This is a genomic window from Rhizobium leguminosarum bv. trifolii WSM2297 (assembly GCF_000271845.1).
Genome location: NZ_JH719395.1, coordinates 2,570,855 through 2,596,606 on the forward strand (window position 1 = coordinate 2,570,855; position 25,752 = coordinate 2,596,606).

22 protein-coding genes and 2 pseudogenes are annotated in these 25,752 nt (G+C 62.0%); 15 read left to right on the forward strand and 9 right to left on the reverse strand.

Features of this window, described 5'->3' with window-relative positions; translation table 11 throughout:
* Nucleotides 1-114: 114 nt before the first annotated feature.
* Nucleotides 115-1,113: a transcriptional regulator FtrA gene (gene ftrA / locus RLEG4DRAFT_RS27820; RefSeq protein WP_003581805.1), complete on the reverse strand. Its 999-nt coding sequence runs from the start codon at nucleotides 1,111-1,113 to the stop codon at nucleotides 115-117.
* Between the two features lie 71 nt (nucleotides 1,114-1,184).
* Here ftrA and RLEG4DRAFT_RS27825 point away from each other — a divergent pair, with 71 nt between their 5' ends.
* Nucleotides 1,185-1,595, forward strand: a complete 411-nt coding sequence (locus tag RLEG4DRAFT_RS27825; RefSeq protein ID WP_003581806.1) for a rhodanese-like domain-containing protein — start codon at nucleotides 1,185-1,187, stop codon at nucleotides 1,593-1,595.
* Nucleotides 1,596-1,630: 35 nt separating this feature from the next.
* On the opposite strand, the pseudogene RLEG4DRAFT_RS27830 reads toward RLEG4DRAFT_RS27825, so the two are convergent.
* Nucleotides 1,631-2,652, reverse strand: a pseudogene (locus RLEG4DRAFT_RS27830) (zinc-dependent alcohol dehydrogenase family protein).
* A gap of 104 nt (nucleotides 2,653-2,756) precedes the next feature.
* Here RLEG4DRAFT_RS27830 and RLEG4DRAFT_RS27835 point away from each other — a divergent pair.
* The 3 genes and pseudogenes from RLEG4DRAFT_RS27835 to RLEG4DRAFT_RS27845 all read left to right on the forward strand — a co-directional run bounded on the left by RLEG4DRAFT_RS27835 (nucleotide 2,757) and on the right by RLEG4DRAFT_RS27845 (nucleotide 6,988).
* A pseudogene (locus RLEG4DRAFT_RS27835) lies at nucleotides 2,757-3,656 on the forward strand (LysR family transcriptional regulator).
* Nucleotides 3,657-3,887: 231 nt separating this feature from the next.
* Complete coding sequence (locus RLEG4DRAFT_RS27840) at nucleotides 3,888-4,424, forward strand: biliverdin-producing heme oxygenase (RefSeq protein WP_003581812.1); 537 nt, start codon at nucleotides 3,888-3,890, stop codon at nucleotides 4,422-4,424.
* A complete protein-coding gene (locus RLEG4DRAFT_RS27845) occupies nucleotides 4,421-6,988 on the forward strand; it encodes an HWE histidine kinase domain-containing protein (RefSeq protein WP_003581813.1) in 2,568 nt (855 codons plus the stop codon). The genes RLEG4DRAFT_RS27840 and RLEG4DRAFT_RS27845 overlap by 4 nt, the downstream gene beginning before the upstream one ends.
* Nucleotides 6,989-7,099: 111 nt before the next feature.
* Here the strand turns inward: RLEG4DRAFT_RS27845 and RLEG4DRAFT_RS27850 are convergent, their stop codons facing one another.
* Nucleotides 7,100-7,777 carry a TetR family transcriptional regulator C-terminal domain-containing protein gene (locus tag RLEG4DRAFT_RS27850; RefSeq protein WP_003581814.1) on the reverse strand — a complete coding sequence of 226 codons (678 nt, stop codon included), beginning with the start codon at nucleotides 7,775-7,777 and terminating at the stop codon, nucleotides 7,100-7,102.
* Between the two features lie 275 nt (nucleotides 7,778-8,052).
* Here RLEG4DRAFT_RS27850 and RLEG4DRAFT_RS27855 point away from each other — a divergent pair, with 275 nt between their 5' ends.
* From RLEG4DRAFT_RS27855 to hydA, 3 genes are read left to right on the forward strand one after another with little or no spacing between them, the layout of a single operon-like run.
* Nucleotides 8,053-9,306 (forward strand): Zn-dependent hydrolase, encoded by a 1,254-nt coding sequence (locus RLEG4DRAFT_RS27855; RefSeq protein ID WP_003581815.1) that lies wholly within the window; start codon nucleotides 8,053-8,055, stop codon nucleotides 9,304-9,306.
* Nucleotides 9,303-9,584 carry a hypothetical protein gene (locus RLEG4DRAFT_RS27860; RefSeq protein ID WP_003581816.1) on the forward strand — a complete coding sequence of 94 codons (282 nt, stop codon included), beginning with the start codon at nucleotides 9,303-9,305 and terminating at the stop codon, nucleotides 9,582-9,584. Before RLEG4DRAFT_RS27855 ends, RLEG4DRAFT_RS27860 begins: the two co-directional genes overlap by 4 nt.
* Nucleotides 9,581-11,035 (forward strand): dihydropyrimidinase, encoded by a 1,455-nt coding sequence (gene hydA / locus RLEG4DRAFT_RS27865; RefSeq protein WP_003581817.1) that lies wholly within the window; start codon nucleotides 9,581-9,583, stop codon nucleotides 11,033-11,035. Before RLEG4DRAFT_RS27860 ends, hydA begins: the two co-directional genes overlap by 4 nt.
* A 58-nt stretch (nucleotides 11,036-11,093) precedes the next feature.
* On the opposite strand, the gene RLEG4DRAFT_RS27870 is transcribed toward hydA, so the two are convergent.
* Nucleotides 11,094-11,507: a cupin domain-containing protein gene (locus RLEG4DRAFT_RS27870; RefSeq protein WP_003581819.1), complete on the reverse strand. Its 414-nt coding sequence runs from the start codon at nucleotides 11,505-11,507 to the stop codon at nucleotides 11,094-11,096.
* Between the two features lie 94 nt (nucleotides 11,508-11,601).
* Between RLEG4DRAFT_RS27870 and RLEG4DRAFT_RS27875 the strand changes: the two genes are divergently transcribed.
* The 8 genes from RLEG4DRAFT_RS27875 to RLEG4DRAFT_RS27910 all read left to right on the forward strand — a co-directional run bounded on the left by RLEG4DRAFT_RS27875 (nucleotide 11,602) and on the right by RLEG4DRAFT_RS27910 (nucleotide 21,792).
* Complete coding sequence (locus tag RLEG4DRAFT_RS27875; protein ID WP_003581821.1) at nucleotides 11,602-12,384, forward strand: ABC transporter ATP-binding protein; 783 nt, start codon at nucleotides 11,602-11,604, stop codon at nucleotides 12,382-12,384.
* Between the two features lie 172 nt (nucleotides 12,385-12,556).
* The gene (locus RLEG4DRAFT_RS27880; RefSeq protein WP_003581822.1) at nucleotides 12,557-12,937 is read left to right on the forward strand and encodes an endonuclease domain-containing protein; all 381 of its coding nucleotides are present in this window, start codon (nucleotides 12,557-12,559) and stop codon (nucleotides 12,935-12,937) included.
* Complete coding sequence (locus tag RLEG4DRAFT_RS27885) at nucleotides 12,934-13,863, forward strand: ABC transporter permease (RefSeq protein WP_003581823.1); 930 nt, start codon at nucleotides 12,934-12,936, stop codon at nucleotides 13,861-13,863. Before RLEG4DRAFT_RS27880 ends, RLEG4DRAFT_RS27885 begins: the two co-directional genes overlap by 4 nt.
* A complete protein-coding gene (locus RLEG4DRAFT_RS27890; RefSeq protein ID WP_003581824.1) occupies nucleotides 13,860-14,987 on the forward strand; it encodes an ABC transporter permease in 1,128 nt (375 codons plus the stop codon). Before RLEG4DRAFT_RS27885 ends, RLEG4DRAFT_RS27890 begins: the two co-directional genes overlap by 4 nt.
* Nucleotides 14,988-15,045: 58 nt before the next feature.
* On the forward strand, nucleotides 15,046-16,017 hold the full coding sequence (locus tag RLEG4DRAFT_RS27895) for an ABC transporter substrate-binding protein (RefSeq protein WP_003581825.1): 972 nt from the start codon (nucleotides 15,046-15,048) through the stop codon (nucleotides 16,015-16,017).
* A gap of 398 nt (nucleotides 16,018-16,415) precedes the next feature.
* Nucleotides 16,416-17,606, forward strand: a complete 1,191-nt coding sequence (locus RLEG4DRAFT_RS27900; protein WP_003581826.1) for an efflux RND transporter periplasmic adaptor subunit — start codon at nucleotides 16,416-16,418, stop codon at nucleotides 17,604-17,606.
* A gap of 12 nt (nucleotides 17,607-17,618) precedes the next feature.
* Complete coding sequence (locus RLEG4DRAFT_RS27905; protein ID WP_003581827.1) at nucleotides 17,619-20,945, forward strand: efflux RND transporter permease subunit; 3,327 nt, start codon at nucleotides 17,619-17,621, stop codon at nucleotides 20,943-20,945.
* A 145-nt stretch (nucleotides 20,946-21,090) separates the two neighbouring features.
* Nucleotides 21,091-21,792 carry a Crp/Fnr family transcriptional regulator gene (locus RLEG4DRAFT_RS27910; protein ID WP_003581829.1) on the forward strand — a complete coding sequence of 234 codons (702 nt, stop codon included), beginning with the start codon at nucleotides 21,091-21,093 and terminating at the stop codon, nucleotides 21,790-21,792.
* 20 nt (nucleotides 21,793-21,812) lie between these two features.
* Here the strand turns inward: RLEG4DRAFT_RS27910 and ureG are convergent, their stop codons facing one another.
* From ureG to RLEG4DRAFT_RS27935, 5 genes are all read right to left on the reverse strand, one after another.
* Nucleotides 21,813-22,424 (reverse strand): urease accessory protein UreG, encoded by a 612-nt coding sequence (gene ureG, locus RLEG4DRAFT_RS27915; RefSeq protein WP_003581830.1) that lies wholly within the window; start codon nucleotides 22,422-22,424, stop codon nucleotides 21,813-21,815.
* Between the two features lie 85 nt (nucleotides 22,425-22,509).
* Entirely contained in the window at nucleotides 22,510-23,181 is a 672-nt protein-coding gene (locus RLEG4DRAFT_RS27920) for an urease accessory protein UreF (RefSeq protein WP_003581832.1), read from the reverse strand.
* A gap of 5 nt (nucleotides 23,182-23,186) precedes the next feature.
* Nucleotides 23,187-23,783 (reverse strand): urease accessory protein UreE, encoded by a 597-nt coding sequence (locus RLEG4DRAFT_RS27925; RefSeq protein WP_003581833.1) that lies wholly within the window; start codon nucleotides 23,781-23,783, stop codon nucleotides 23,187-23,189.
* Nucleotides 23,784-23,870: 87 nt separating this feature from the next.
* Nucleotides 23,871-24,719, reverse strand: coding sequence for a GGDEF domain-containing protein (locus tag RLEG4DRAFT_RS27930; protein WP_003581834.1), 849 nt, complete (start codon nucleotides 24,717-24,719; stop codon nucleotides 23,871-23,873).
* A 330-nt stretch (nucleotides 24,720-25,049) separates the two neighbouring features.
* Complete coding sequence (locus RLEG4DRAFT_RS27935; protein ID WP_003581835.1) at nucleotides 25,050-25,721, reverse strand: TIGR02117 family protein; 672 nt, start codon at nucleotides 25,719-25,721, stop codon at nucleotides 25,050-25,052.
* Between the last annotated feature and the right edge of the window lie 31 nt (nucleotides 25,722-25,752).

The following is a 25,752-nucleotide window of genomic DNA, read 5'->3' on the forward strand; positions in this document are numbered from 1 at the left end:
GAGGCGGTGTTCAAGAACTGCTGCCTGCAATCCGGCCGTTATGACGGCATCGAGCGGGATCACTATTTTTAGAGACCGCGACTGAAAGTGGCGGCGCCCTTCAAGAAAGGGCGCCTAACCGGCGAACGATTTTCGGTAGGCGCTTGGGCTGGTGCCGAACCGCCTGCGGAAATGATGGCGCATCGTCGCCAGCGTGCCAAAGCCGCTTGATATCGCGATGTCATCGAGCGACACCGCAAGCTCCTTCTCCAGGAGATCGCGGGCGTGGCGCAACCGCTCCTTCAGCAGCCATTCGCCGACGCTGAGACCCGTCGTCGCTTCGAAGCGGCGCTGGAAGGTGCGCATGCTCATGCCCGCTCGTTCGGCAAGCAGGCTGATCGGCTGCTCCCTAGAAAGGCTTTGGCGCATCCACTCGATCAGCGGACCGAGCCGAATACCCTCGCGCTCCTCGGGAACCGGCGCGCGGATGAATTGCGCCTGCCCGCCTTCGCGGTGTGGCGGCACGACGAGACGGCGTGCGACGCTGTTTGCCGCCTCCGAACCGAAATCGCCGCGGACCACATGCAGGCAGAGATCGATGCCGGCGGCACTGCCGGCCGCCGTCAGCAGGCTGCCTTCGTCGATGTAGAGCACGCCGGCATCGAACGTGATGTCGGGGTAGCGGGCGGCGATCGAGGCGACATAGCGCCAATGCGTCGTCGCCCTGCGGTTGGCGAGCAATCCCGATCCGGCGAGAACCGCAACGCCGGAGCAGAGCGACATGATGCGCGCGCCGCGCTGATGCGCCGCCCTGAGGGCGGCGGCGAGAGGCGCCGGCACCGGCGCGTCGATCGCCCGCCAGCCGGGCACGACGATCAGATCAGCCTCGTCGAGCACCTCCAGCCCCTTGTCGACCGCGACCGTCAATCCGCCGGCGGCGCGAAGCGGTCCCGGCTCGATGCCGCAGACCGAGAATCGATACCAGCCCTCGCCCATTTCCGGGCGCGGCAGGCCGAAGACCTCGTAGGCGATGCCGAATTCGAAGGTGCAGAGCCCATCATAGGCGAGGGCTGCGACTAGCGGTCCCTTTGTCTGATGCTGTGAGTTTGGCATGATCTTTACGCTGTCAGTCATGATGGCCAATTTCACAAAGCTCTAGCATCGGCGATACCAGACGGCAATTCCAACATGGAAAGGAAAGACAGATGCCAAGTCCCGCCGCCGAAATCCCCGCTGCCGCGTCCGAAATCGCCGCCACCCATTATGCTGCCAAGCTCGGCTTCGAAACCGATTGCTCGGATGTCCACGCCGCCTTTGCCGCCGGCAAGGTCGATTTCGTTCTCCTCGACGTGCGCTCGCCGGCGCTGTTTGCACGGTCCCACCTGCCCGGTGCAACCAACCTGCCGCATGGCAAGATGACGGCGCACCGCATGTCGCAATGGGCAGGCGATACGCTATTCGTCGTCTATTGCGCCGGTCCCCACTGCAACGGCGCCGACAAGGCCGCCTTCCGTCTCGCCAAGCTCGGCCTGAAGGCCAAGCTGATGATCGGCGGTATGACCGGCTGGGCCGACGAGGGCTTTGCTTTCGAAAGTGTCGCCATCGCCGCCGAATAGGAAAACGCTCCCCAATCTGCGGGGGAGCGCTTGTCTCAAAACTCGATGACGACCTTGCCGAACGGGCCGCGATAGAGATGATCAAGCGCCTGCGGCAGTTCCTCGAAGGCATAGCGCCTGTCGATGACAGGGTTCAGCCCGGTCTGGTCGACGGCGCGCACCAGATCCTCCAGCGCCCGGCGATGGCCGACCGAAATTCCCTGAACGACCGGCGCCTTGAGCAACAGAGGTGCCGCCGGCCCCGACACTTCGAAGCCCTCGAAGACGCCGATCACGGAAATGCGGCCGTTGACCGCAACGGCCTTCAGCGCCTGGCCGAGATGCGGCCCGCCGACGATTTCGAGTATGTGGTCGGCGCCGTAGTCGCCGGTCAGTTCATAGAGCTGCTCCACCCAGTCGCGCTCCTGCCGGTTGATCAGGTGGTCGGCGCCGAACGCCAATGTCCGCTCGAGTTTTTCGGCACTGCCTGAGGTGATGAACACCTCGGCGCCATGCGCCTTGGCGATCTGCAGACCGAAAAGCGCGACACCGCCGGTTCCCTGCACCAGCACCTTGTCGCCGGCCTTGAGCTTGCCGCATTCGACGAGCGCAAACCACGCGGTCAGGCCGGCGCAGGGCAGTGTGCTTGCTTCGGCCGCATCGAGTGTATCGGGTGCAAGCGTAGACCACTCCTCGGAAAGCACCGTGTGCTCGGACAGCACACCCGGATAGAAGCCGCCGCGCGTTTGATAATGCGGTGTGCGGGCAGTGCCCGGCCCGCGTCCTTCGATCCAATCCGGTGAAAAGGTGGAGATCACCCGATCGCCCGGCTTGAACGTGTGACGCCGGGCCCGACCGCCTCGACCACGCCCGCCATATCAGAGGCCGGCACGAAGGGAAATTGCAACGGCAGGCCCATGCCGCTCTCAAGCACCAGCCTGTCGCGAAAATTCAGCGAGACGGCCTCTGTCCGCACCCGCATCATCGTGCCTGATGCCTCGGGGATACGGCCTTCGCCGATCCTCAGATTGCTCTCCGGTCCGATCGCATCGGTCTGCCATTGTCTTGTCGTCTGCATCTATGTGCTCCTGCCTGTTTTGAGGAGCAGCAGATATATCGTTGAATATTTCTCTCCAGTTGCGATATTAATTCACCAAAATGGTGCCATCAGGGAAACAAATGATGGAACAGCTCAAGGGCATTTCGATCTTCGTCGAAACCGTCGAGGCCGGCGGTTTCTCTGCCGCCGCTGAACGGCTTCACCTCACCCGCTCGGCGGTCGGCAAGACGATCGCAAAGCTGGAACAGCGCCTCGGCGTCCGGCTCTTCAATCGCACGACCCGCAACCAGAGCCTGACCGACGAAGGCCGGTTCTTCTACGAGCGTTGTCTGAGGGCCGTCCAGGAAATCCGGATCGGCGAGGCGCAGCTCGAATCGGGCAGACGCGAGGTTCGCGGCCGGCTGCGCATCTCGATGCCGGCGCTGTTCGGCCGCCATTGCGCCGCGCCGATCCTGACCCGCCTGCTCGACCGTCATCCGGATCTCGAACTCGATCTCTCGTTCAGCGACCGTGTCGTCGATCTCCTCGAGGACGGCTTCGATCTTGCCATCCGCAACAGTCCGCTGAAGGACAACCCCGACCTGATGGCGCGGACGATCGCCCGCCAGTCGATGACGGTCTGCGCCTCGCCGGCCTATCTGGAAAAATATGGTGTGCCTCGGACACTTGACGATATCGCCCACCACCAGGGCATCGTCTATCGCAGGAGTGACCAGGACAAGGCCTGGTCCTTTCCGGCGACGGCCGGTCCCACCCGCGAAATTCTGCCGAAATCGCGGCTGCGGCTCGACGATCTCGCCTCGATCGCCGATGCGGCCGTCGAGGGCCGCGGGCTGGCCTGACTGACCTGCTGGCTGGTGCGGGAGAAGGTTTCGTCGGGCGAACTCGTGCGCGTCCTGACCGGCGTGCCGGCCAGCATCTTCGAAGCCCATGCCGTCTGGCCGAGATCGCCGGTGATGCTGCCGAAGGTCCGTCTTGCCATCGATACGCTGGCGGCAAATCTGCCCCAGCTGATGGATTGAGGGACGCATTCAGCCTGCCACACAGCGGACCTGCCTGCGGCATGCCGCGATGGCGCCATACCCGGCTGCGCGCCGGAAAGCCGGCTCAATGACGGATCGCGGCCAAGACGTCGGGAAGCCCCTGTTTTTCTGCGGGTTTCTCTGGAAATAAGCTGATGTCGCAATATATCGCTAGCTTCATCTACCTGCATGAGCAGCATCATGCGCCATACCACTTAGAATTCGGTTCGCATGTCACTTCGCAACATACTTCGCGCACAAACCGCAAATTGCCACGCCGAGGTCGATAGGCTTTTTGGCGCTTTCGACCTCGCCAATACCGAACAGTATAAGACATTCCTGCGCGCGCATGCCCGCGTCGTGCCGGCCGCCGAAAATGCACTCGAGGATGCCGGAATTATCTCCTTGCTGCCCGACTGGCCAGAACGGAAACGCAGCCACCTGCTGTTTGCCGATCTCAGCCATCTCGGCGATCGATTGCCCGCTCCCCTTCCGCCACCGAATTTGCGATGCGAGGCAGCGCTCTGGGGAACCCTGTACGTGCTCGAAGGCTCCAAGCTCGGCAGTACCCTGCTTGCAAAATCCGTACCCGATCACCTGCCCTGCAGCTATCTCACGCCACGGGGTCCAAAGGGCGCCATGCGGTTCTTCATGGATCGCCTCGACACAAGCGATGTCGCCGATCCCGCGGCCGCAGTCTCCGCAGCTCACAATATCTTCGATCTTTTCCTCCAGGCCGGGCAACTCGAACTGGAAGCCGTCCCATGAACGGCACGTTTGAACCCGTCGATCTGACCAATTGCGACCGCGAGCCGATTCATCAACTCGGCGCAGTTCAGCCCTTCGGCTTTCTGCTGGCGATATCCTCAGACTGGATTGTCACCCGCGCCTCGGCAAATCTGGCGGAGTTCCTCGGAATTGCCCAGCCCGACGCGCTCGGTCGCCCTGTTACCTCGCTGATCACGCCCGAGTCGCTTCACACAATTCGCAACAAGCTGACCACGCTGCGCGGTTTCGACGTCGAGCACATTTTCGGCGTTGCCTTGACGTCGGGTCAGGACAGGTTCGATCTTGCCGTCCACATGAATGAAGGTGGTGTCATCATCGAAGGCGAGCGTTGCCAAGAAGGCCGGCGTGACGCCTCCTCCCTTTCCATGCGCAGCATGATGTCCCGTCTCGACCACACGGAAACGATGGAGGCTTTCTTTCGCGACGGGGCAAGGCAGGCGCGCGCCCTAACCGGCTTCGATCGGGTGATGGTCTATCGCTTCGACGAGAGCGGTTCGGGCGAAGTGGTGGCGGAAGCCGCCCGAGCCGGCATCGGCTCGTTCCTCGGGCTGCACTATCCGGCATCCGACATTCCGGTGCAGGCGCGGGCGCTCTATCTGCGCAACCTGTTCCGCATCATCGCCGATGTTGACGCCGTCCCGGTCGCGATCCTCCCTGAACTAGACGAGAACGGTCAGCCGCTCGATCTCTCGATGTCGGTCCTACGCTCAGTCTCGCCGATCCACATCGAATATCTGAAAAATATGGGCGTCGGCGCTTCGCTATCCATATCGATCGTCGTGGACGGCAAGCTTTGGGGTCTGTTTGCCTGCCATCATTACGGTCCGCGCCTGCCCTCGGCCCAAAGCCGCTCCACCGCCGAACTCTTCGGCCAGATGTTTGCGTCTCGCCTTGAAAGCCGCGAACGGCGGTTGGCGCTCGATTATGAGACCAAGGCCCGCCGCATCGCCGACCGCCTTCTCACCTCCGTCGCCGACAATGCGAGCCTGCTCGACGATCCGGCTTGGCTGATCGAGGCGCTTGCCGACGCTATTCCTGCCGATGGCATCGGCGTCTGGATCAATGGCCGACTGGCGCTTGCCGGCATCGGGCCGAACGAGAGAAGCTTCGCAACCCTCGTCCGCCATCTCAACCGCAATGCGGCCGGCAGCATCTATGCCGTCGACAGGCTCGCCGAGGCCTATCCGGATCTCGATCTCGACGAAGCGGTAGCAGGCATGCTCGCTATCCCGATCTCGCGCTCGCCACGCGATTACGTCGTGCTTTTCCGCCAGGAACTGGTGCGCACTGTCCGCTGGGGCGGCGACCCGCTTAAGCCGGTGGAATACGGCCCCAATGGCCCGCGGCTGACGCCGCGCAAGAGTTTCGAGGCCTGGTCGGAACTGGTGCGCGGCCGCTCCCTGCCCTTCACCGAGGCCGAGCGCCGTGTCGCCGAAACGATCCGCGTCACGCTGATCGAAGTGGTGTTGCGTCTCACCGACGAGGCCAGCATGGCGCGGCAGGCCGCTAACGAGCGCCAGGAACTGCTGATCGCCGAACTGAACCACCGTGTCCGCAACATATTGAGCCTCATCACCGGCATCATTCGGCAATCGCAGACGACGTCGATCAGTGTTGGCGACTACATCCGCCAGATCGAGGGCCGCGTCCAGTCGCTTGCCCGCGCTCATGACCAGATCACCCGCGACCACTGGGCGCCGGCTTCGCTGCGGCAATTGCTACTGGCCGAGACCGCCGCCTATCTCGGGAAAAATGCGCAGCGCATCCAGATGCGCGGCGACGATGTGCTCCTGGAACCGCAGGCCTTCTCCACCGCAGCCCTTGTTTTCCATGAGCTGATGACCAATAGCGCCAAATATGGCAGCCTTTCTTCTACCGGCAGCGGCACGGTCGAACTTGGCTGGTCCCGCGATGACGAAGGCAATCTGCATATCGGCTGGCGCGAAAGGAATGGTCCGCCCGTCGTCGAGCCCACACGCCACGGCTTCGGTTCGACAATCATCCGGCGCTCCATCCCTTATGACCTCGGCGGCAAGGCAGAGGTCCACTACCTCAAGGAAGGGCTCGAGGCGGATTTCAATATTCCGGCGCGGCATGTCGTCGATCCGACGGCGGTACGGTCAAATCCGGCTCCGGTCGGAGCGGGCCAACGCAACACGGTTCCCGAAAATCATCGGCCCCTCCTGGGCCTGAAGGTGCTGCTGGTAGAAAACAACCTGATTATCGCCATGGATGGGGAGGACATCCTGCGCCGGCTGGGCGCCGACGTGGCAACGGCGCCCAGCGTCATCGAGGCGATGCAGATCCTGGCCGGCCAGTCCTTCGATCTGGCGCTGCTCGATGTCAATCTCGGCGATGAGACCAGTTTCGGGATCGCCGACCGGCTGGCGGCCGAGGGCGTGCCCTTCGTTTTTGCCACAGGTTATGGCGAAGGCATCGCCCAGGCAAACAGCCACTCGGACGCGCCCGTGCTGCAGAAGCCCTATACGATGGAAGGTGTGACGGACACCCCTGCCCGTCTGCCACTTCCGAAAAGGCACTAAAGCGCGTCGCGATCTTTCAGATTCGCTCCTCGCGCTTTAGGCCCTTGTTTTTACGCATGTCGTTATCGCAAAACCGCCGCACACTTTTGCGCGACATGCTCTAGCTAAACGTCAGCTATCGGAGCGATCCGGCCGCAGCCCGCCGATGAAGAGCTGTTCCAGAAACCGCGCCGCATCCTCGAAACGCCCCTCGCCGGCATGCTCCTGCCCGAGTACCGCACGCACCTGAACGTCGAAATCCGCATAATGCTGCGTCGTCGACCAGATCGAGAAGATCAGGTGATAGGGATCGCATTTGACGATCTTGCCCGATTTGGCCCAGGCGCGAATGACCTCCGCCTTCTCGTCGACCAGCTCTTTCAGCGGACCCTTCAGCTCGTCCTCGATATGCGGCGCGCCTTGCAGGACTTCATTGGCGAAGAGCCGGCTCTCGCGCGGAAAATCGCGCGCCATCTCCAGCTTGCGCCTGATGTAGCTGCGGATTTCCTCCTCCGGATTGCCCTCGGCGTCGAAGGCGCGCAGCGGCTCCAGCCAGGTGTAGAGCACCCGGTCGATCAGCGCCCGGTGCATGGCTTCCTTCGTGCGGAAATAATAGAGCAGGTTGGGTTTCGACATGCCGGCGACTTCGGCGATCTGGTCGATGGTCGAGCCGCGGAAGCCGCTTGCCGAAAACACGTCGAGCGCGGCCTCCAGAATCTGCTCTTCCTTCTCTTCCTGGATTCGCGTCCGCCTCAAGGTTTTCGCTGCTCTCGGTATGGTCACAGGCTGTCGTTTCCCCTTGAAATTCAACTTCTTCGCTCAAGTTTTGACCGGAGGCATGCCTCGCCGCTTTTCTTGAGCAACTGCCCGTATTTTTATCGGCAATTTTCGTGATTTTCGTCTTGAGCCCGGCGGTGGAAGTTGTAATGTTTACCAATCGGTCAAATTATCCGTCAGATGAAAAATAAAGGCAACTGGCGATTTTCCGGCGCTCGACAAAACCAATAAGGGGGCGCAGGAGAGACCACGGGAACAGGCGGGCATGCCCTTCGCATGACTGCCGCAAACAGGTGAGGGCTTGAAGAATGGTGGCAGCACCAGGCGAGAACATGCGCGTCAATGGCGACCGTCTCTGGGACAGTCTCATGGACATGGCGAAAATCGGCCCCGGCATTGCAGGCGGCAACAATCGCCAGACGCTGACGGATTCGGATGCCGAAGGCCGCGGCCTCTTCAGGACATGGTGCGACGAAGCGGGCCTCACCATGGGCGTCGACCGCATGGGCACGATGTTTGCCACCCGCCCCGGCACCGATCCCGATGCCCTGCCGGTCTATGTCGGTTCGCATCTCGACACCCAGCCGACCGGCGGCAAATATGACGGCGTGCTCGGCGTGCTTGCCGCTCTCGAAGTCGTGCGCACCATGAACGATCTCGGCATCAAGACCAAACACCCCATCGTCGTGACCAACTGGACGAATGAGGAAGGCGCGCGTTTTGCCCCTGCCATGCTGGCCTCAGGTGTCTTTGCCGGCGTGCACAGCCTGGATTTTGCCTATAATCGCAAGGATCCCGACGGTAATCTGTTCGGCGACGAGTTGAAGCGCATCGGCTGGGTCGGCGACGAAGAGGTCGGCGCCCGCAAGATGCACGCCTATTTCGAATATCACATCGAGCAAGGCCCGATCCTCGAGGCCGAGGAAAAGCAGATCGGCGTCGTCACCCACTGTCAGGGCCTGTGGTGGCTGGAATTCACGCTGACCGGCAGGGAAGCCCATACCGGCTCGACGCCGATGAACATGCGCGTCAATGCCGGCCTTGCCATGTCGCGCATACTGGAAATGGTTCAAGGTGTGGCGATGGGCGAGCAGCCGGGCGCCGTCGGCGGTGTCGGCCAGGTGTTCTTCTCGCCGAATTCCCGTAACGTCCTGCCGGGCAAGGTGGTCTTCACCGTCGACATCCGCTCGCCCGACAAGGCCAAGCTCGATCGCATGCGGGCAAAGATCGAGGCGGAAGCCCCTGGCATCTGCGACGCGTTGGGTGTCGGCTGTTCCATCGAGGCGATCGGCCATTTCGCGCCGGTCACCTTCGACGAAAAGCTCGTCACCTCGGTTCGCTCCGCTGCCGAACGGCTCGGCTACAGCCACATGAACCTTATCTCCGGCGCCGGCCACGACGCCTGCTGGGCCGCCAAGGTCGCGCCTGCAACGATGGTCATGTGTCCCTGCGTCGGCGGCCTCTCCCACAACGAGGCGGAAGAGATTTCCAAGGAATGGGCGACGGCAGGCGCCGACGTGCTGTTCCATGCGGTGGTGGAGACGGCGGAGATTGTTCCGTGAGCACCGATCCGGATGCAGATCTGGACAGCATGAGCCACGCCGAGCTGTTGTCGGCGGCGCGCGCCCTGCGCCATGCGATCCGCGGCCACCGGGATACGTCGGGTCACGAACTCTGTTGGCATCATCCCGATCTTTGGGCACTTCTGCCGGACACGCCGGCAGGCGGACAGATCGTGCCCGATTGGCCTCAATTCATGCGCGGCTGCATCCGCTACCGCCAGTCATTGGATAACCAGCTCGCGCAGGCACCGCGCAGCGACAGGGAGTTCGGAGAATGAGCACAGTCATCAAGAACGGCACTATCGTCACGGCCGACCTCACCTACGAGGCCGACGTCAAGATCGATGGCGGCAAGATCGTCGAGATCGGTCCGAACCTCTCCGGCGACGAGACCCTCGACGCCTCCGGCTGTTATGTCATGCCGGGCGGCATCGATCCGCATACCCACCTCGAAATGCCTTTCATGGGCACCTACTCCTCCGACGATTTCGAAAGCGGCACGCGCGCGGCCCTTTCCGGCGGCACGACGATGGTCGTCGATTTCGCTCTGCCCGCCCCCGGCCAGTCACTGCTCGAGGCGCTGACCATGTGGGACAACAAATCGACCCGCGCCAATTGCGACTATTCCTTCCACATGGCGGTCACCTGGTGGAGCGAGCAGGTCTTCAAGGAAATGGAGACCATCGTCCGCGACAAGGGCATCAACACCTTCAAGCATTTCATGGCCTACAAGGGCGCGCTGATGGTCGATGATGACGAGATGTTCGCCTCCTTCCAGCGCTGCGCCGAACTCGGTGCGCTGCCGCTGGTGCATGCCGAAAACGGCGACGTCGTTGCCTCGATGTCGGCAAAACTGCTCGCCGAGGGCAATAACGGCCCCGAGGCGCATGCCTATTCCCGTCCGGCCGAAGTCGAGGGCGAGGCCACCAACCGCGCCATCATGATCGCCGACATGGCCGGCTGCCCGGTCTATATCGTCCACACCTCCTGCGAACAGGCGCACGAGGCGATCCGCCGCGCCCGCGCCAAGGGCATGCGCGTTTACGGCGAGCCGCTGATCCAGCATCTGACGCTCGACGAAAGCGAATATTCCAATCCCGACTGGGATCATGCCGCCCGCCGCGTCATGTCGCCGCCTTTCCGCAACAAGCAGCATCAAGATAGTCTCTGGGCGGGACTTGCCTCCGGCTCGCTGCAGGTGGTCGCCACCGACCATTGCGCCTTCACCACGGCGCAGAAGCGTTTCGGCGTCGGTGATTTCACCAAGATCCCGAACGGCACCGGCGGCCTCGAAGACCGCATGCCGATGCTCTGGACGCACGGCGTCAACACCGGCCGGCTGACGATGAACGAATTCGTCGCCGTCACCTCGACCAATATCGCCAAGATCCTCAACATCTACCCGAAGAAGGGGGCGATCCTCGTCGGTGCCGATGCCGATATCGTCGTCTGGGATCCGAAGCGTTCCAAGACTATCTCGTCGAAGGCCCAGCAGTCGGCGATCGACTACAACGTCTTCGAAGGCAAGGAAGTGACCGGCCTGCCGCGCTACACGCTGACGCGCGGCGTCGTCGCAATCGAGGAAAGCACCATCAAGACACGCGAGGGCCACGGCGAATTCGTCCGGCGCGAACCGGTGACGGCCGTCAGCAAGGCGCTGTCCCAGTGGAAGGAGATCACCGCCCCGCGCAAGGTGACGCGCAGCGGCATTCCGGCGACCGGCGTGTGACGATGGTGCGTGACGATACGGCCATCAACCGGAGAACGGCACCTTCATGTCCATGACCTCATGCCGGCACCAGCGCGTCCAACTCCGGCAGAAGCACGACACTTTCCTGCTCGTTCGGATCGGTGCGCGCGATGATCGCGGTGCACGGCGTGCTGCTGAGGTTTGCCGGCAGATGCGGCACACCGGCCGGGATGTAGAAAAGTTCGCCGGCATGGACGACGACGTGCTGCTCGAGCCGGTCTCCGTACCAGGTGTGGGCCTCGCCGGAGAGCATGTAGATCGCCGTCTCGTGCGCCTCGTGCAAGTGCGCCTTGGCGCGCACGCCTGGCGGGATCGTCAGCAGATGCATGCAGATGCCCTTGGCGCCGACCGTCTCGGCCGCGATCCCTTGGAAATAGCTGAGCCCCTGCTTGCCGTCATAGGCATGGTTGGGCCTAACGATGTGGCAGGTGGGTTTTGATGTCGCGTCCATTCTCGTCCTCCATGAAATGTGCCGCCGGCAAGGCCTGCGGCGATGGTAACACGCAAACCGCGGCCCCGCGGCGAAAACAAGAACGGTCGCATTGATGCAAGCACCCTCCGTCGTATCCGCCAAGGATCTCTGTCTCACCTACCAGGCGAATGATGGCCCGGTGCGGGCTCTCAGCGATGTCAATCTCGATGTCCGCAAGGGCGATTTCGTCTCTTTCATCGGCCCGTCGGGCTGCGGCAAGACGACCTTTCTGCGCGTCATCGCCGATCTCGAAAAGAGCACCTCGGGCGAAATCTCGATCAACGGTATGACGCCGGAGCAGGCCCGCAAGGCCCGTGCCTACGGTTATGTCTTCCAGGCGCCGGCGCTCTATCCGTGGCGCACCATCGAAAACAATATCGCCCTGCCGCTGGAGATCATGGGCTATTCCAGCGCCGACCGGACGAGGCGCATCGCCGAAGCGCTCGATCTCGTCAGCCTTTCCGGCTTCGAGAAGAAGTTCCCCTGGCAGCTTTCCGGCGGCATGCAGCAGCGCGCCTCGATCGCCCGCGCACTCGCCTTCGACGCCGACCTGCTGCTGATGGACGAGCCCTTCGGTGCGCTTGATGAAATCGTCCGCGACCATCTGAACGAAGAGCTGCTGAAGCTCTGGGCCCGCACCAACAAGACGATCTGCTTCGTCACCCATTCCATCCCCGAGGCGGTCTATCTCTCGACCAAGATCGTGGTGATGTCGCCGCGCCCGGGCCGCGTGACCGACGTGATCGACTCGCCCCTACCGGCCGAACGCCCGCTCGACATCCGCGACACCCCGGAATTCCTGGAAATAGCCCATCGCGTCCGCGAGGGGCTGAGGGGGCATGGTCATGAGGTTTAGGCGCGTACCGTTTTGCAAAACCCCTCCCCAACCCCTCCCCACAAGGGGGAGGGACTTTAGCGCCGAGTCTGTGGAGGACCTCTGCGCTCATTCGCAGCGTCTGATAGAAAATTCGGCGAGCGCCACGGGCTTGCCCCTCCCCCTTGTGGGGAGGGGTTGGGGAGGGGTTTAGATGCCACATTCCAACATCACCCCCAAAACTCGCGACACGGCAAAACGCCTTCGTCGCGAACTGACAAAAGCCGAGGCCGCCATGTGGGATATGCTTCGCGATCTCAGGCCCTATGGCGCCAGATTCAGGCGAGAGACGCCGATCGGTCCCTATATTGCCGACTTCGCCTGGCTGTCAGCGCGGCTCATTGTTGAAGTCGACGGCGACAGTCATGAGACGGTCGGAGGCCGCGGTCACGATCTTGTCAGAGATGCATTCCTGCGCAATGAAGGCTTCAAGGTGCTTCGCTTCGACAACGCCCAGGTGCTGGACGGTCCCGACTATGTGTTTCTGACGATCGAGAAGCATGCCGCTCCATTTTTGAAGGAGCGCGTTGCATGAAACCCGATACCCTCAAAAACAAGATCGTCCCCGTCACCACCATCCTGCTTGCCCTCATCGCCATCTGGTATGTCGCCGCCGTGCTGATGAACGCGCCCTTCCAGCGTGACATGGACAGCCGCGCCGGCGCCGCGCCGACGACCTTCGAATTCATCGGCAAGACGCTGGCGCAACCGAAGCCGATTCTGCCGGCGCCGCATCAGGTGGCGCAGAACGTCTACGAGAACACCGTGCTGCGCAGCCTTACGAGCAATCGCAGCCTCGTCTATCACAGCTGGGTGACGCTCTCCTCCACCCTGCTCGGCTTCGGCTTCGGCATGCTGCTCGGCATCCTTCTTGCTGTGCTGATCGTCCACAACCGCGCCATGGACCGCTCGCTGATGCCCTGGCTGGTGGCGAGCCAGACCATACCGATCCTCGCCATCGCGCCGATGATCGTCATCATCTCCTACAATGTGCTGACCGGCGACAATGCGATTGCGCATCTGCTGAACCTCGATTCCGATGCTTCCCGGCTCGTCTCCAAGGCGCTGATCTCCACCTACCTCTCCTTCTTCCCCGTTGCCGTCGGCATGGTGAAGGGATTGCGTTCGCCTGAGATCATGCATCTCGACCTGATGCGCACCTACAATGCCAGCCCGACGCAGACTTTCTGGAAGCTGCGCGTTCCGGCCTCGATCCCCTTCCTCTTCACCTCGATGAAAGTCGCGATTGCCGCAAGCCTCGTCGGCGCCATCGTCGGCGAGTTGCCGACGGGCGCCGTTGCCGGCATCGGCTCGAAGCTGCTTGCCGGCTCCTATTACAGCCAGACCATCGATATCTGGGCAGCCCTTGTCGCCGGATCGCTGCTGGCGGGCATCCTGGTTGCGATCGTCGGCATTGCCGCGAAGATCGTCGACCGCGCCATGGGCGGGAGGCCGGCATGAGACATCTGACCTTTTCCTGGCAGGGCCTGACCGCCCTCCTCCTCTGCCTGGCGGCGCTGATCAGCCTGCCGCTGCTGGCCGAGGGTGCTGGGCGGCCGCTCACCGACGGCACGACGAGCCTCGTCTTCATCATCGTCATCGCCGCCGCCCTGCTGTCTTTCGCGCCGCAGCCGCCGGCCTACCGCGCCACCGTGCTGTTCATCGGCGCGCATGGCGCCGCCTGGATGCTGCTTTCCGCTCTCTCCGGCAATGAGGGCATGGCGACACGGGCTTTCTTCCTGCTGCTCCTTGCCTGCTGGCTGCTGGCCTGGCGATGCGTCACGGAGCTCTCGAAACTGCAGCCCGTGACCACCTTCGGCAAATCGACACTCCAGCTGCTGATCCCGGCAATCTTCGGCGCCTGGATCCTCATCCTCTGGGAAGCGGTCACGCGCGGCGCCGGCATCCCGTTCATCATTCTACCGCCGCCGAGCGCCATCGGCACCCGCATCATGGCCTCCCTGCCGATCCTCGGTGCTGATGTCAGGCAGACGATCTTCAAGGCGGTGCTGATCGGTTACATCGTCGGCTGCCTCAGCGGCTTTGCTGTCGCGGTGCTGGCCGACCGCGTCGTCTTCCTGCGCCGCGGGCTGCTGCCGATCGGCAACATGGTGTCGGCCTTGCCGATCATCGGTGTCGCCCCGGTCATGGTCATGTGGTTCGGCTTCGACTGGCCGTCGAAGGCGGCCGTCGTCATCATCATGACCTTCTTCCCGATGCTGGTGAACACCGTCGCTGGCCTTGCCGCCTCCGGCAGCATGGAGCGCGACCTGATGCGCACCTATGCCTCGAGCGACTGGCAGACGCTGCTCAAGCTCAAGCTTCCGGCAGCCATGCCGTTCATCTTCAACGCACTGAAGATCAACTCGACGCTGGCGCTGATTGGTGCCATCGTTGCCGAATTCTTCGGAACGCCGATCGTCGGCATGGGCTTCCGTATCTCCACCGAGATCGGCCGCATGAATGTCGACATGGTCTGGGCGGAAATCGCCGTCGCGGCGCTGGCCGGCTCGATTTTTTATGGCATCATCGCCCTGACCGAACGGGCGGTGACGTTCTGGCATCCGTCTATCCGTGGTGGCTAGGCGCGCACGGGATTCGAAAATGAGCCCGGGCATAACTTCAGAGGGTAAGGATAAGAAAATGAGAAAGTTGATGGTTGCAATGATGGCAAGCGCGATGTCGCTTGCAGCAGCCCATGCGATGGCCGCCAACAAGGTCGTGCTGCAACTGAAATGGGTCACGCAGGGCCAGTTCGGCGGTTATTACGTCGCCAAGGACAAGGGTTTCTACAAGGAAGAAGGCCTCGACGTCGACATCAAGCCGGGCGGCCCTGATATCGCCCCCGAGCAGGTGATCGCCGGCGGCGGCGCCGATGTCATCGTCGACTGGATGGGCGGCGCGCTGGTTGCCCGCGAAAAGGGCGTTCCGCTCGTCAACATCGCCCAGCCCTACCAGAAGTCGGGCCTGGAAATGATTTGCCGCAAGGATGGCCCGGTCAAGACCGAAGCCGACTTCAAGGGCCACACGCTCGGCGTCTGGTTCTTCGGCAACGAATATCCTTTCTTTGCCTGGATGAACAAGCTGGGGCTGTCTACCGAGGGCGGCGCGAACGGCGTCACCGTGCTGAAGCAGAGCTTCGACGTGCAGCCGCTCGTTCAGAAGCAGGCCGACTGCATCTCGGTGATGACCTATAATGAATACTGGCAGGCGATCGATGCCGGCTTCAAGCCGGAAGAACTGACGGTCTTCAACTACACCGAGATGGGCAATGACCTTCTCGAAGACGGCCTCTATGCGATGCAAGACAAGCTGAAGGATCCGGCCTTCAAGGAGAAGATGGTCAAGTTCGTCCGCGCTTCGATGAAGGGCTGGAAATATGCGACCGAAAACCCCGACGAAGCCGCCGAGATCGTCATGGACAATGGCGGCCAGGACGAGAACCACCAGAAGCGGATGATGGGCGAAGTCGCAAAGCTGGTCGGCGACGGTTCCGGCAAGCTGGACGAAGCGCTCTATGCCCGCACGGCAAAGGCGCTGCTCGACCAAAAGATCATCAGCAAGGAGCCCTCGGGCGCCTGGACGCACGAGATTACCGACGCCGCTTCCAAGTAATCGCGGTAAACATTGCAAAGCGAAACGCGCGGGTGGTCTCGCGCGTTTCGTCTTTTTCTTGACTGGATGAAAAAAACGCCTTGCAGCTGTCGCATTTGTCGGGCGTCAAGCGTCATAGGGGAAGACACAGGATCAATCATCGTCATGTTCACATAACCCTCTGGTGATTGATTCAGGTTCCGATGGTAATTATTGTCGGCTCATGGGGAATTGTTTTCTGCCGGGCTTGCATATCGAGCAAATCGATACCAATTAGAAGCCGATTTGCCGGCGAGGGACGAAGGCGGCAATGATGTGTGGATACCCCTGAGAATGCAGGAAAGGCAGTGGCCTGGTCGCGAGCTGAGTGGCAGACGCGCGAGTTCGGCTAAGCTTGTTACAAGATTGGACGAAAACGCATGGCACGCAAGCCGATTGGAATTCTAGGCGCCGCTACCCTTTTTGCAGCAGCTCTCGCCGCATCCACCGCATTTTCGCAGGAAAAGCCGGTTGAAAAGCCGCAACAGAATCTGCCGGCGATCGTCGTCACCAAGGCTGTGAATCGGACGCTCGTCGACCGTGTCATCGGCACGGGAACGATAAAGCCTGTCGAGGAAGTCTATATTCAGCCGCAGGTCGAGGGCCTTTCGATCCGCACGCTGAAGGCCGATGTCGGCGACAAGGTTCAGGCGGAAAGCACCCTTGCGACGCTCAACGATGACGCACTGGTGCTGGAGAAGAGCCAGATGATGGCGACGAAAGCCAAGGGCGAGGCAAGCCTCGCCCAGCTGCGCGCCCAACTCATCGAAGCGCAGGCCAATGCCGAACAGGCTAGGCAGCAGCAGGCCCGCTCCCAGGAAATGGGCAAGAAGGGCACGGTGTCCACCGCCCAGGTCGAACAGGCCGATGCCACCGCCGCCGCTGCTAACGCCCGCGTCGTTTCCGCCGAACAGGCGATCGAGGTCGCCGAAGCCGATCTCAAGGTCTTCGACAGCCAGATCGCCGATGCGGATCTGAAGCTGGCGCGTACCGATGTGAAGACCCCGGTCGCCGGCACGATCTCGGCAAAGAACGCCAAGGTCGGCGCCATTGCCGCCGGCAACGGCGATCCGCTCTTTACCCTGATCCGCGACGGAGACGTCGAGCTTGTCGCCGAGGTCGCCGAAAGCGATATCGTCAAGGTCATGGCTGGCCAGAAGGCGGCGATTTCGCTCTCCGGCAGCCGCGACAAACTTTCCGGCGCGGTACGCCTGGTGTCGCCGACCGTCGATCCCACCACTCGCCTCGGTCTCGTCCATATTTCCATCGACGATGACAGCAAGGCGCGTTCGGGCATGTATGGCAGCGCCGAGATCATCGTCCGCGAGACCGAGGGCGTATCGCTTCCTCTGACCGCCGTGCTCACCGGCAACGAAGGCTCGTCGGCCCGCAAGGTTGAGGGTGGCGTGGTGAAATTCGCCAAGGTCGAGACCGGCATCCAGGACGGTGCCTATGTCGAGATCGTCAATGGATTGAAGACCGGCGACGAGGTCGTGGCCAAGGCGGGCGCGTATGTCCGTGACGGCGACCACATCACTCCGGTGCGTGAACAGCCCCCGGCTTCCAACTAAAGAGACCATCCGATGAATTTTTCAGCCTGGTCCATTCGAAATCCCATCGCGCCGCTCCTGGCCTTCTGCCTGCTGGTGTTCATCGGCATGCAGTCTTTCAATAAGCTGCCGATCACGCGCTTCCCGAACATCGACGTGCCGCTCGTTTCGATCAGTGTGACGCAGAGCGGTGCTTCGCCGGCCGAACTCGAAATGCAGGTGACCAAGGAGATCGAAGACGCGATCGCCTCGATCACCGGCATCGACGAAATCCAGTCGACCGTGACCGATGGCAGCTCGCAGACCAACGTCATGTTCCGGATGGAAGTGCCGACCGAACAGGCTGTGCAGGATGTCAAGGATGCGATCGATCGCATCCGCAGCGATCTGCCGGCAACTGCCGAAGCACCGATCGTTACCAAGGTCGACGTCGAAGGCCAGGCGATCCAGACTTTCGCCGTTTCCTCGCCAGACATGTCGCTGGAAGAGCTCTCCTGGTTCGTCGACGACACCGTCAAGCGTGCATTGCAGGGCCAGGCCGGTATCGGCCGCGTCGACCGTTACGGCGGCGCAGAGCGTGAAGTGCGTATCGAACTCACCCCCGGCAAACTCGATGCCTACGGCATCACTGCCGCAAGCGTGAACCAGCAGCTGCGCGGCACCAACATCGACCTCGGCTCCGGCCGCGGCCAGGTAGCCGGCAGCGAACAGGCGATCCGTGTTCTGGGCGACGCCCGCAATGTCGCCGAACTCGCCGACACCACGATCGCGCTGCCGAACGGCCGCTTCGTCAAGCTGTCCGATCTCGGTGTCATCAAGGACACCTATGAGGAGCCGAAATCCTTCTCGCGCTTCGACGCCACGCCGGTTGTCACTTTCGGCGTCTTCCGCTCAAAGGGCGCCAGCGAAGTCAGCGTCGCCGAAACCGTGGCTCAGAGCCTCGACAAAGTCCGGACTGAAAACCCGAACGTGAAGATCGAACTGATCGACGATTCGGTTTATTTCACCTACGGCAACTACGAAGCCGCCATCCATACGCTGCTCGAAGGCGCGTTGCTCGCCGTCATCGTCGTCTTCCTGTTCCTGAGGAATTGGCGTGCGACGCTGATTTCGGCAATCGCCCTTCCGCTGTCCGCGATCCCGACCTTCTGGATCATGGACATGATGGGCTTCTCGCTGAACCTCGTCAGCTTCCTTGCCTTGACGCTCGCGACCGGCATCCTCGTCGACGATGCGATCGTCGAAATCGAAAACATCGCCCGTCACATCAAGATGGGCAAGACACCTTATCGGGCGGCGATCGAGGCGGCTGATGAAATCGGCCTTGCCGTCATCGCCACCACCTTCACCATTATCGCCGTCTTCGTGCCGGTATCTTTCATGCCGGGCATTCCCGGCCAGTACTTCATTCAGTTCGGCCTGACCGTCGCCTTCTCGGTCTTCTTCTCGCTGATGGTCGCGCGCCTCATCACCCCGATGATGGCCGCCTATCTCATGCGTGCAGAAGACGGCGTCGACGATCATCACGACAATGATAGCCTGCTGATGCGTGGATACACACGCCTCATCCGCGGCACCACCGGCCGCTGGTACACGCGTTATGCGACTCTGCTTGTCGCGTTCGGCTTCCTGGCCGGCTCCATCATGCTGCTGATGCAGGTTCCGGGCAGCTTCCTGCCGCCCGAAGACGCTTCGCGCATCGTGCTCTCCGTCGAACTGCCGCCCAATGCACGGCTTGACGATACCGAAAAGACGACGGATGCAATCTATGACAGGGTCAAGGATATCAACGGCGTCGAGAGCGTCTTCGTGCTCGGCGGCGCATCGCCGAAGGGCGATCTCGAATTGCGCCGTGCGACCATCACGCTGGCGCTCCACAAGCTCGACCAATCGCTGATCAAGAAGATGGTCAACGACGGGCTCGGCCGCATCCCGGTCATCGGTCCGATGCTGCCGAAGGTGGAAGTCCACGGCCGTGAACGTCCGCAATGGGATATCGAAAAGGAAGTCTTCGCCAAGCTGCGCGACATTCCCGACGTCCATATCCTGAAGCTCAACGACCGCGGCGAACGCGACCTCGCCTTCAACTTCCTCTCCAAGAACGAGAAGGACCTGAACGACGCCGTCGGCATTCTGGAATCCAAGCTCCGCGCCGATCCGTTGCTGGCAAATGTCAGCGCCGATGGCGCCCTGCCCCGTCCGGAGCTGCAGGTCTATCCGCGCAAGGACGAGGCCGCACGCCTCGGCATCACGCCGCAGCAGATCTCCGAAACGATCCGTGTCGCCACCATCGGCGATGTCGATGCTGCCCTTGCGAAGATCTCGCTCGACGACCGCCAGATCCCGATCCGGGTCCAGGCGGCGGTCGACATGCGCCGGGATCTTTCAGCCATCCGCGCACTGAAGATCCAGACCGCCAGCGGTGGCACCGTTCCGCTCGCAAGCGTCGCCAACATCGACTATTCGGAAGGCGTAAGTTCGATCAAGCGCAACAACCGTTACCGAGTCGTCTCGATCGGCTCCGACCTGCCGCAGGGCGTGGCGCTCGACACGGCTTCGGCCCGCTTCCGCGAGATCGTCAAGGAGGCCAACATTCCGGCCTCGGTGCACCTTGCCGAAAGCGGCGACACCAAGGTGCAGAGCGAGATGCAGCAGAGCTTCGTCAACGCCATGCTGATGGGCCTCTTGCTGGTGCTGACGGTTCTGATCCTGCTCTTCAAGGACGTGATCCAGCCTTTCACTATCCTGTTCTCGCTGCCGCTCGCCATCGGCGGTGTTGCCGCAGCTCTGATCATCACCAGCAATCCGCTGTCGATGCCTGTCATGATCGGCATCCTGATGCTGATGGGTGTCGTCACCAAGAACGCGATCCTGCTTGTCGACTTCGCGATCGAGATGCGTCATCAGGGCATGGCCCGTGTCGAAGCCATGGTCGAAGCCGGCCGCAAGCGCGCCCGGCCGATCATCATGACCTCGATCGCCATGTCGGCGGGTATGCTGCCATCGGCGCTCGGCGTCGGCGAAGGCGGCTCGTTCCGCGCGCCGATGGCGATCGCGGTGATCGGCGGCATCATCGTCTCGACGGTGCTCTCGCTCGTCGTTGTGCCCTCCTTCTTCCTGATCATGGACGATCTGTCCCGCCTGCTCGGCTGGATGTTCGGTCGCCTTGTCGGCCGGAAGGATCAGGAGGAGCTACCGCTGTCGCGCGAGGATCTCACCCGCGTCACCCGCGAGAACCGCAGCGATATCGACTCGCTGGAGGAGCGGCTGACCGCGATCGAAAAGCCGGAAGACAAACGCAAGAAGACCAACGGCAACGACACCAACGTGCTCCGCCTGCCGCCCTTCGCAGCGGAATAAGCACAGCCCAGGAAACAAAACGGGCCGGGAGCGATCCCGGCCCGTTTCGTTTTGCCGCCGCTTTTGCATTTGACCGAAATCAATTCCACCGCCGTATTCCTCGCCTATCCTGACCGACATGCACACGAAATCGGAAAGAAGGGCCATGTCAGAAGGCGGGCGGCTGGACAGGCCTCGGATAGTCACCGGCCGCGAAATGGCGATCCTCGCGAGAGCCGATATCATGGCCGGGCTCGACCACGAGGAGGTCGAAGCGCTGCGCGCCTGCGCCACCCTTCACTTCTGCGACCCGCACGACTTTCTCTTCCAAGAGGGCGAGAAGGCCGCCTATTTCTATTGCGTGCTCAGCGGTTACATCAGGCTCCATCGCAGCAACGGCAGCAACAGGCATGCCGATATCCGCATCTGCGAGCCCGGCGACAGCTTTTCCGAATGCCTGATCCACACCGAGGAGACCTACCGCTATGGCGCCCAGGCGATGGATCATAGCGTGCTGGCGCGTTTCCACATCGCCAAAGTCCGGCTGTTGCTGGAGGAGCGGCCAAGGATCGGCAAGGCGATCATGCGCAGCCTGTCGCTGCATTTGATCTCGACGATGGAATGCCTGGCAGGCGACCGCATGCAGACCGCGCCGCAGCGCGTAGCCCGTTATCTGCTGACCCACTCTGTCGAGAATGGTGACGGCGCCGCGCTGCGGCTGCCTTTCCCGAAGAGCCTGCTTGCCCGCAAACTCGGTCTCGCGCCGGAGGCGCTCTCGCGCGCCTTCTCGACGCTGAAGACCAAAGGCGTCACGGTGCGCGGCCGGGCGATCGTCATCAGCGACGTCGACATGCTGCGGCAGGTCTGACCGTCAGAATCGTCCCGGCTTCAGAGGCCACCCTGCTCCCTGAGGAAGCTGACGATCGAACTGACGCCGTCGCCGCGTTTCATGTCGGAGAAGACGAAGGGGCGCTGAGCACGCATGCGTGTGGCATCCCGATCCATCACCTCGAGATCGGCGCCGACATAGGGTGCCAGATCCTTCTTGTTGATGACGAGCAGGTCCGAGCGCGTGATGCCCGGCCCGCCCTTGCGCGGGATTTCCTCGCCCTGGCAGACGGAGATCACGTAGATGGTGATATCGGCAAGATCAGGCGAAAAAGTCGCCGCCAGATTGTCGCCGCCGGATTCGATGAAGACGACGTCGAGATCGGGGATCCGCTGGTTGAGGCCGGCGATCGCCTGAAGGTTGATGGTCGCGTCCTCACGGATGGCGGTATGCGGGCAGCCGCCGGTCTCGACGCCGACGATACGGTCAGAAGGCAGAGCCTGCATGCGCACCAGCGCCTCGGCATCCTCGGTCGTGTAGATGTCGTTGGTGACGACGGCGACGGAATAATCATCGCGCATCGCCTTGCAGAGTTTTTCCGTCAGCGCCGTCTTACCCGAGCCGACCGGCCCGCCGATGCCGACACGCAGAGGTCCGTTTCTTGATTTCATGTTATTTACTCCAATCGAAGCCTGATGATAGCGACGCAGCCGGCGCGCGCCACCGTCAAATGACGCAGTTGCCATCGATAATTTGTCACGATCGGAACAGCCGGGTCGCCTGCGTTTCATGGCGCAGGCTGGCAATATCGGCCTGCACCGTCGCCGAGCCCAGATCGTCGAGCGTCGAGGTCGCCGCCCGCCGGGCGACCTCTAGGAGGCGCTGTTCCAGGCCGGCAAGCACGGCAACACCGTCTTTCTGGCCGGCGACGCCGAGACGGATGCCTGACGACACCGCTTGCGAGGCATAAGCATGCAGAAAGGCGGCGAGCGCCTTTTCAGGCCCTATGCCGTGCGCACCGGTCACCGCTCCGACCGCAATGGGATAGGCAACCTTGTCAGGCAGCCTCTCGAACACGCCGTCCGGCCAGGCCCGCGCGGCCGCCAGGAAGGCCTCGCCGAGCAGCAGGGTTTCCTGGTGGCGCTCGCGCGATCCGGCAAGGGCCTCGGCAAGTGCGGCAACCTCGGCAACGCGCGCGGGCTCTGCTTGGCATCTGTGACTTTCAACCAGAAACACGGCATCGTTCCAGACCGAACCATGGCTGATCAGCGTGCCGATCCAGGCGGCAAGCGAGGCCGCATCCGTCACCAGCCCGTCGGCCACCGCCCGCTCCAGCCCACCCGAATAGGCAAAGCTGCCGATCGGAAAGGCCGGCGAGAGCCATGCCGTCAGGCGCAGCAATGCCTGCAACTCAGGGTCCCCAGTCATCGAGCTCAGTCGTGCTTGTGGTCGTGATGCCCGTGGTCATGGTCATGGTTGCATCCCGGCCCATGCACATGCTCGTGGCCGTGGTCATGTTTGTGTCCATGATCGTGATCATGATCATGGTCGTGCCCGTGGTCATGAGCCGCATGTCCGTGGTCGTGCGCATGCCCGCCAGGCGAATGATAGGCTCCGCGCGCCGGCTGGAAGGGCTCGTCAATATCGAGGACGGTGGCGCCGAGCCCCTGCAGCATGGTGCGGATGACGTGATCGCGCAGGATGACGATGCGGTCTTCCTCGATCTGCGCCGCGAGATGACGGTTGCCGAGATGCCAGGCAAGCTCGACCAGATGTGTGCGGTCGCGGCCGCGAATTTCGAAGAGCTTCTCATCGGCTGCGAGGATCTCGATCAATTCGCCGTCGTCGCGCACCAGCAGGTCGCCATTGGCGAAAAGCACCGGATCCTTGAGATCGAGCATGACCATCTCGCCATTTTCCAGATGCAGCAGCTTGCGGCGCAGGTGGCGCAGGTCATGCGGCAGCTTGACCTGGGCGGTCGGATGGGAGGAAGGGGTTTCGGCGGGGAGATAGGATGTGACGCGCTGCATGATGTGTCCGTTTTGCTGAGACGACGACCATGCAAAATAGCCCTTCCCGATGCAAGCACCAATAATCTTTCGCTGAAGGCCCGGTTTTTATATTCCGTAAGCCTGCATCACATTGTCGCTCTCAGATTCCCTGCTCTTGGCGTCGAGCCCGTGCCAGGCGTGATGCAGGCCTTCCCGCTCGTGTACGACGCGATTGCGCCCGAGCGCCTTGGCGAGATAGAGCGCCCGGTCTGCCGAAGCATAAACCGCCTGCTTGTTGCGCCCGGCAGCGAGATCGGCAACACCGCCGGAAACGGTGATACGGATATGGTGACCTTCGGCAATAATGGCACCGCTTGCGATCCGGGCCTGAACCCCTTCGATGCGCTCCATCCGCGCCTCCAGCGGCTCACCGGAGACAATGACGCCGAACTCCTCCCCACCCAGCCGTGCGACGACGGACATCTCATCGAAGGCGGATGTGAGCATGGCCGAGACCGCGGTGATGACGGCATCGCCGCAGGCATGCCCGAAGCGATCGTTGATCGCTTTGAAGCGGTCGACATCGAATATGACGAGCGAGGCATTGCCCTCGGTGGTCTCGAGCGCCTCGGTGAAGGCGCGCCGGTTCAACAGGCCAGAAAGTGTGTCCGTGCGGCTGAGCTTTTCGAACTCCGCCCGCGAAAGCGTCAATTCATGCAGAGCAAAACCGGCAGCCAGCGACAGCATGCCGGAAACCGTCCCGCCGACGAGCCAGGAAAAAATGGCGCCGAAGCCGATCGCATGCGCGAGTGTTACCGGCAGCAATCCGAAAAAGCCGAGCGGCGGGATCGTCAGCGCCATGATGACGCCGGAGAGAATGACTGCAAGAAAGCTCATCTTCAACGCAAAGAGATAGACATTCCTGCGATATTGAAAATTGCCGAAATCGGCCTGCAGCGACATCCAGTTTCTCATGAGAATCGACCTTCCTGCCCGGCGTTTCAACGCATTGATAGGAGCCCAATTGCTGCGGGTGTCTTAATCGACTCGTTAAAATTCGAACGGTTTCCGACGATTCGATTGACAGATTTTTTCTAGCAGGAGATGCAGCATCCCAATCCCTGAATCGGACAGCATGCTGAGACAATTAGGTCATTGATTTAAAACAGCTTTACCAGACTGCTCGGGAGGGGTGTTCCAGAATGGTCTAGCTGTAGAAAATGCCGGCTTTTCCACTGATTTTTACAACCGGATGGAGAGTGTCGTTCACAATTCAGTGCACGAGCGGGGCGGCCCACGGCTGGTTCAATTGTAGACACTCAGAGACAATCGCAATGATTGTGGGAACGGGTTCCATAAGCCGGTTCGAAGCCCCGCCGTGCGGAGCGCAGCGGCCGTCCAGGTGTTGCAGCCGAAGAGGGCGTTGAAATATCCCCTGGCCTCGAAGAACCGGTCGATCTCGCCGTAGCCGGCATCCGGGATCGGCAGCACCACGCCCGCGTCGCGAACGAAGCTGTCCGAGATAAATTTGCGCAGCCGCGCCAATTGATCGTCGCCAATATCGAATGCCGCAACAGAGGGCTGCGGCTCGGTGATATGGCCGGCCAGATCCACATGCATCACCGAGCGGTCGATCGTCAGCGCCCGCAGCACCGGCAGCGGCTTCAGCTCCCCCCACGTAGGGGTTTCCAAATAAAAAGAACGTCCGCCCCAGCCGACGATGAGCCATTCCGCATTCGGATGGCCGAGCGGAAAATCAGGGCCTTCGAGGAAGGAAAAGGCCGCCCGCGTTTCCTCGTCGAGCGGAATGGCAATATCGGTATGGATTGGTCCCGACAACAGCAGAATTCGATGCTTCGTTATTGCAGGCGACGCCTCGACCGGGGCAATCAGCGGCCGGGGAATGAAGGTTCCGCACGTCACCGAAAGCACAAGCAGAACGAGGACCCGCAAGAGCCAGCGGATACCTGTCCTCATTGGAGCCACCAGTGACGCATGGGACGAACCG

What these genes read in the sequence shown, in the direction of transcription:
- RLEG4DRAFT_RS27855 (WP_003581815.1), top strand. Translation starts at nt 8,053, where the DNA reads ATGGTGGCAGCACCAGGCGAGAACATGCGCGTCAATGGCGACCGTCTC.
- ureG (WP_003581830.1), bottom strand. Translation starts at nt 22,424, where the DNA reads ATGAAATCAAGAAACGGACCTCTGCGTGTCGGCATCGGCGGGCCGGTC.
- RLEG4DRAFT_RS27870 (WP_003581819.1), bottom strand. Translation starts at nt 11,507, where the DNA reads ATGGACGCGACATCAAAACCCACCTGCCACATCGTTAGGCCCAACCAT.
- RLEG4DRAFT_RS27875 (WP_003581821.1), top strand. Translation starts at nt 11,602, where the DNA reads ATGCAAGCACCCTCCGTCGTATCCGCCAAGGATCTCTGTCTCACCTAC.
- ftrA (WP_003581805.1), bottom strand. Translation starts at nt 1,113, where the DNA reads ATGACTGACAGCGTAAAGATCATGCCAAACTCACAGCATCAGACAAAG.
- RLEG4DRAFT_RS27910 (WP_003581829.1), top strand. Translation starts at nt 21,091, where the DNA reads ATGTCAGAAGGCGGGCGGCTGGACAGGCCTCGGATAGTCACCGGCCGC.
- RLEG4DRAFT_RS27935 (WP_003581835.1), bottom strand. Translation starts at nt 25,721, where the DNA reads ATGAGGACAGGTATCCGCTGGCTCTTGCGGGTCCTCGTTCTGCTTGTG.
- RLEG4DRAFT_RS27925 (WP_003581833.1), bottom strand. Translation starts at nt 23,783, where the DNA reads ATGCAGCGCGTCACATCCTATCTCCCCGCCGAAACCCCTTCCTCCCAT.
- RLEG4DRAFT_RS27920 (WP_003581832.1), bottom strand. Translation starts at nt 23,181, where the DNA reads ATGACTGGGGACCCTGAGTTGCAGGCATTGCTGCGCCTGACGGCATGG.
- RLEG4DRAFT_RS27880 (WP_003581822.1), top strand. Translation starts at nt 12,557, where the DNA reads ATGCCACATTCCAACATCACCCCCAAAACTCGCGACACGGCAAAACGC.
- RLEG4DRAFT_RS27900 (WP_003581826.1), top strand. Translation starts at nt 16,416, where the DNA reads ATGGCACGCAAGCCGATTGGAATTCTAGGCGCCGCTACCCTTTTTGCA.
- RLEG4DRAFT_RS27930 (WP_003581834.1), bottom strand. Translation starts at nt 24,719, where the DNA reads ATGAGAAACTGGATGTCGCTGCAGGCCGATTTCGGCAATTTTCAATAT.
- RLEG4DRAFT_RS27845 (WP_003581813.1), top strand. Translation starts at nt 4,421, where the DNA reads ATGAACGGCACGTTTGAACCCGTCGATCTGACCAATTGCGACCGCGAG.
- RLEG4DRAFT_RS27825 (WP_003581806.1), top strand. Translation starts at nt 1,185, where the DNA reads ATGCCAAGTCCCGCCGCCGAAATCCCCGCTGCCGCGTCCGAAATCGCC.
- RLEG4DRAFT_RS27885 (WP_003581823.1), top strand. Translation starts at nt 12,934, where the DNA reads ATGAAACCCGATACCCTCAAAAACAAGATCGTCCCCGTCACCACCATC.
- RLEG4DRAFT_RS27840 (WP_003581812.1), top strand. Translation starts at nt 3,888, where the DNA reads ATGTCACTTCGCAACATACTTCGCGCACAAACCGCAAATTGCCACGCC.
- RLEG4DRAFT_RS27905 (WP_003581827.1), top strand. Translation starts at nt 17,619, where the DNA reads ATGAATTTTTCAGCCTGGTCCATTCGAAATCCCATCGCGCCGCTCCTG.
- RLEG4DRAFT_RS27890 (WP_003581824.1), top strand. Translation starts at nt 13,860, where the DNA reads ATGAGACATCTGACCTTTTCCTGGCAGGGCCTGACCGCCCTCCTCCTC.
- hydA (WP_003581817.1), top strand. Translation starts at nt 9,581, where the DNA reads ATGAGCACAGTCATCAAGAACGGCACTATCGTCACGGCCGACCTCACC.
- RLEG4DRAFT_RS27895 (WP_003581825.1), top strand. Translation starts at nt 15,046, where the DNA reads ATGAGAAAGTTGATGGTTGCAATGATGGCAAGCGCGATGTCGCTTGCA.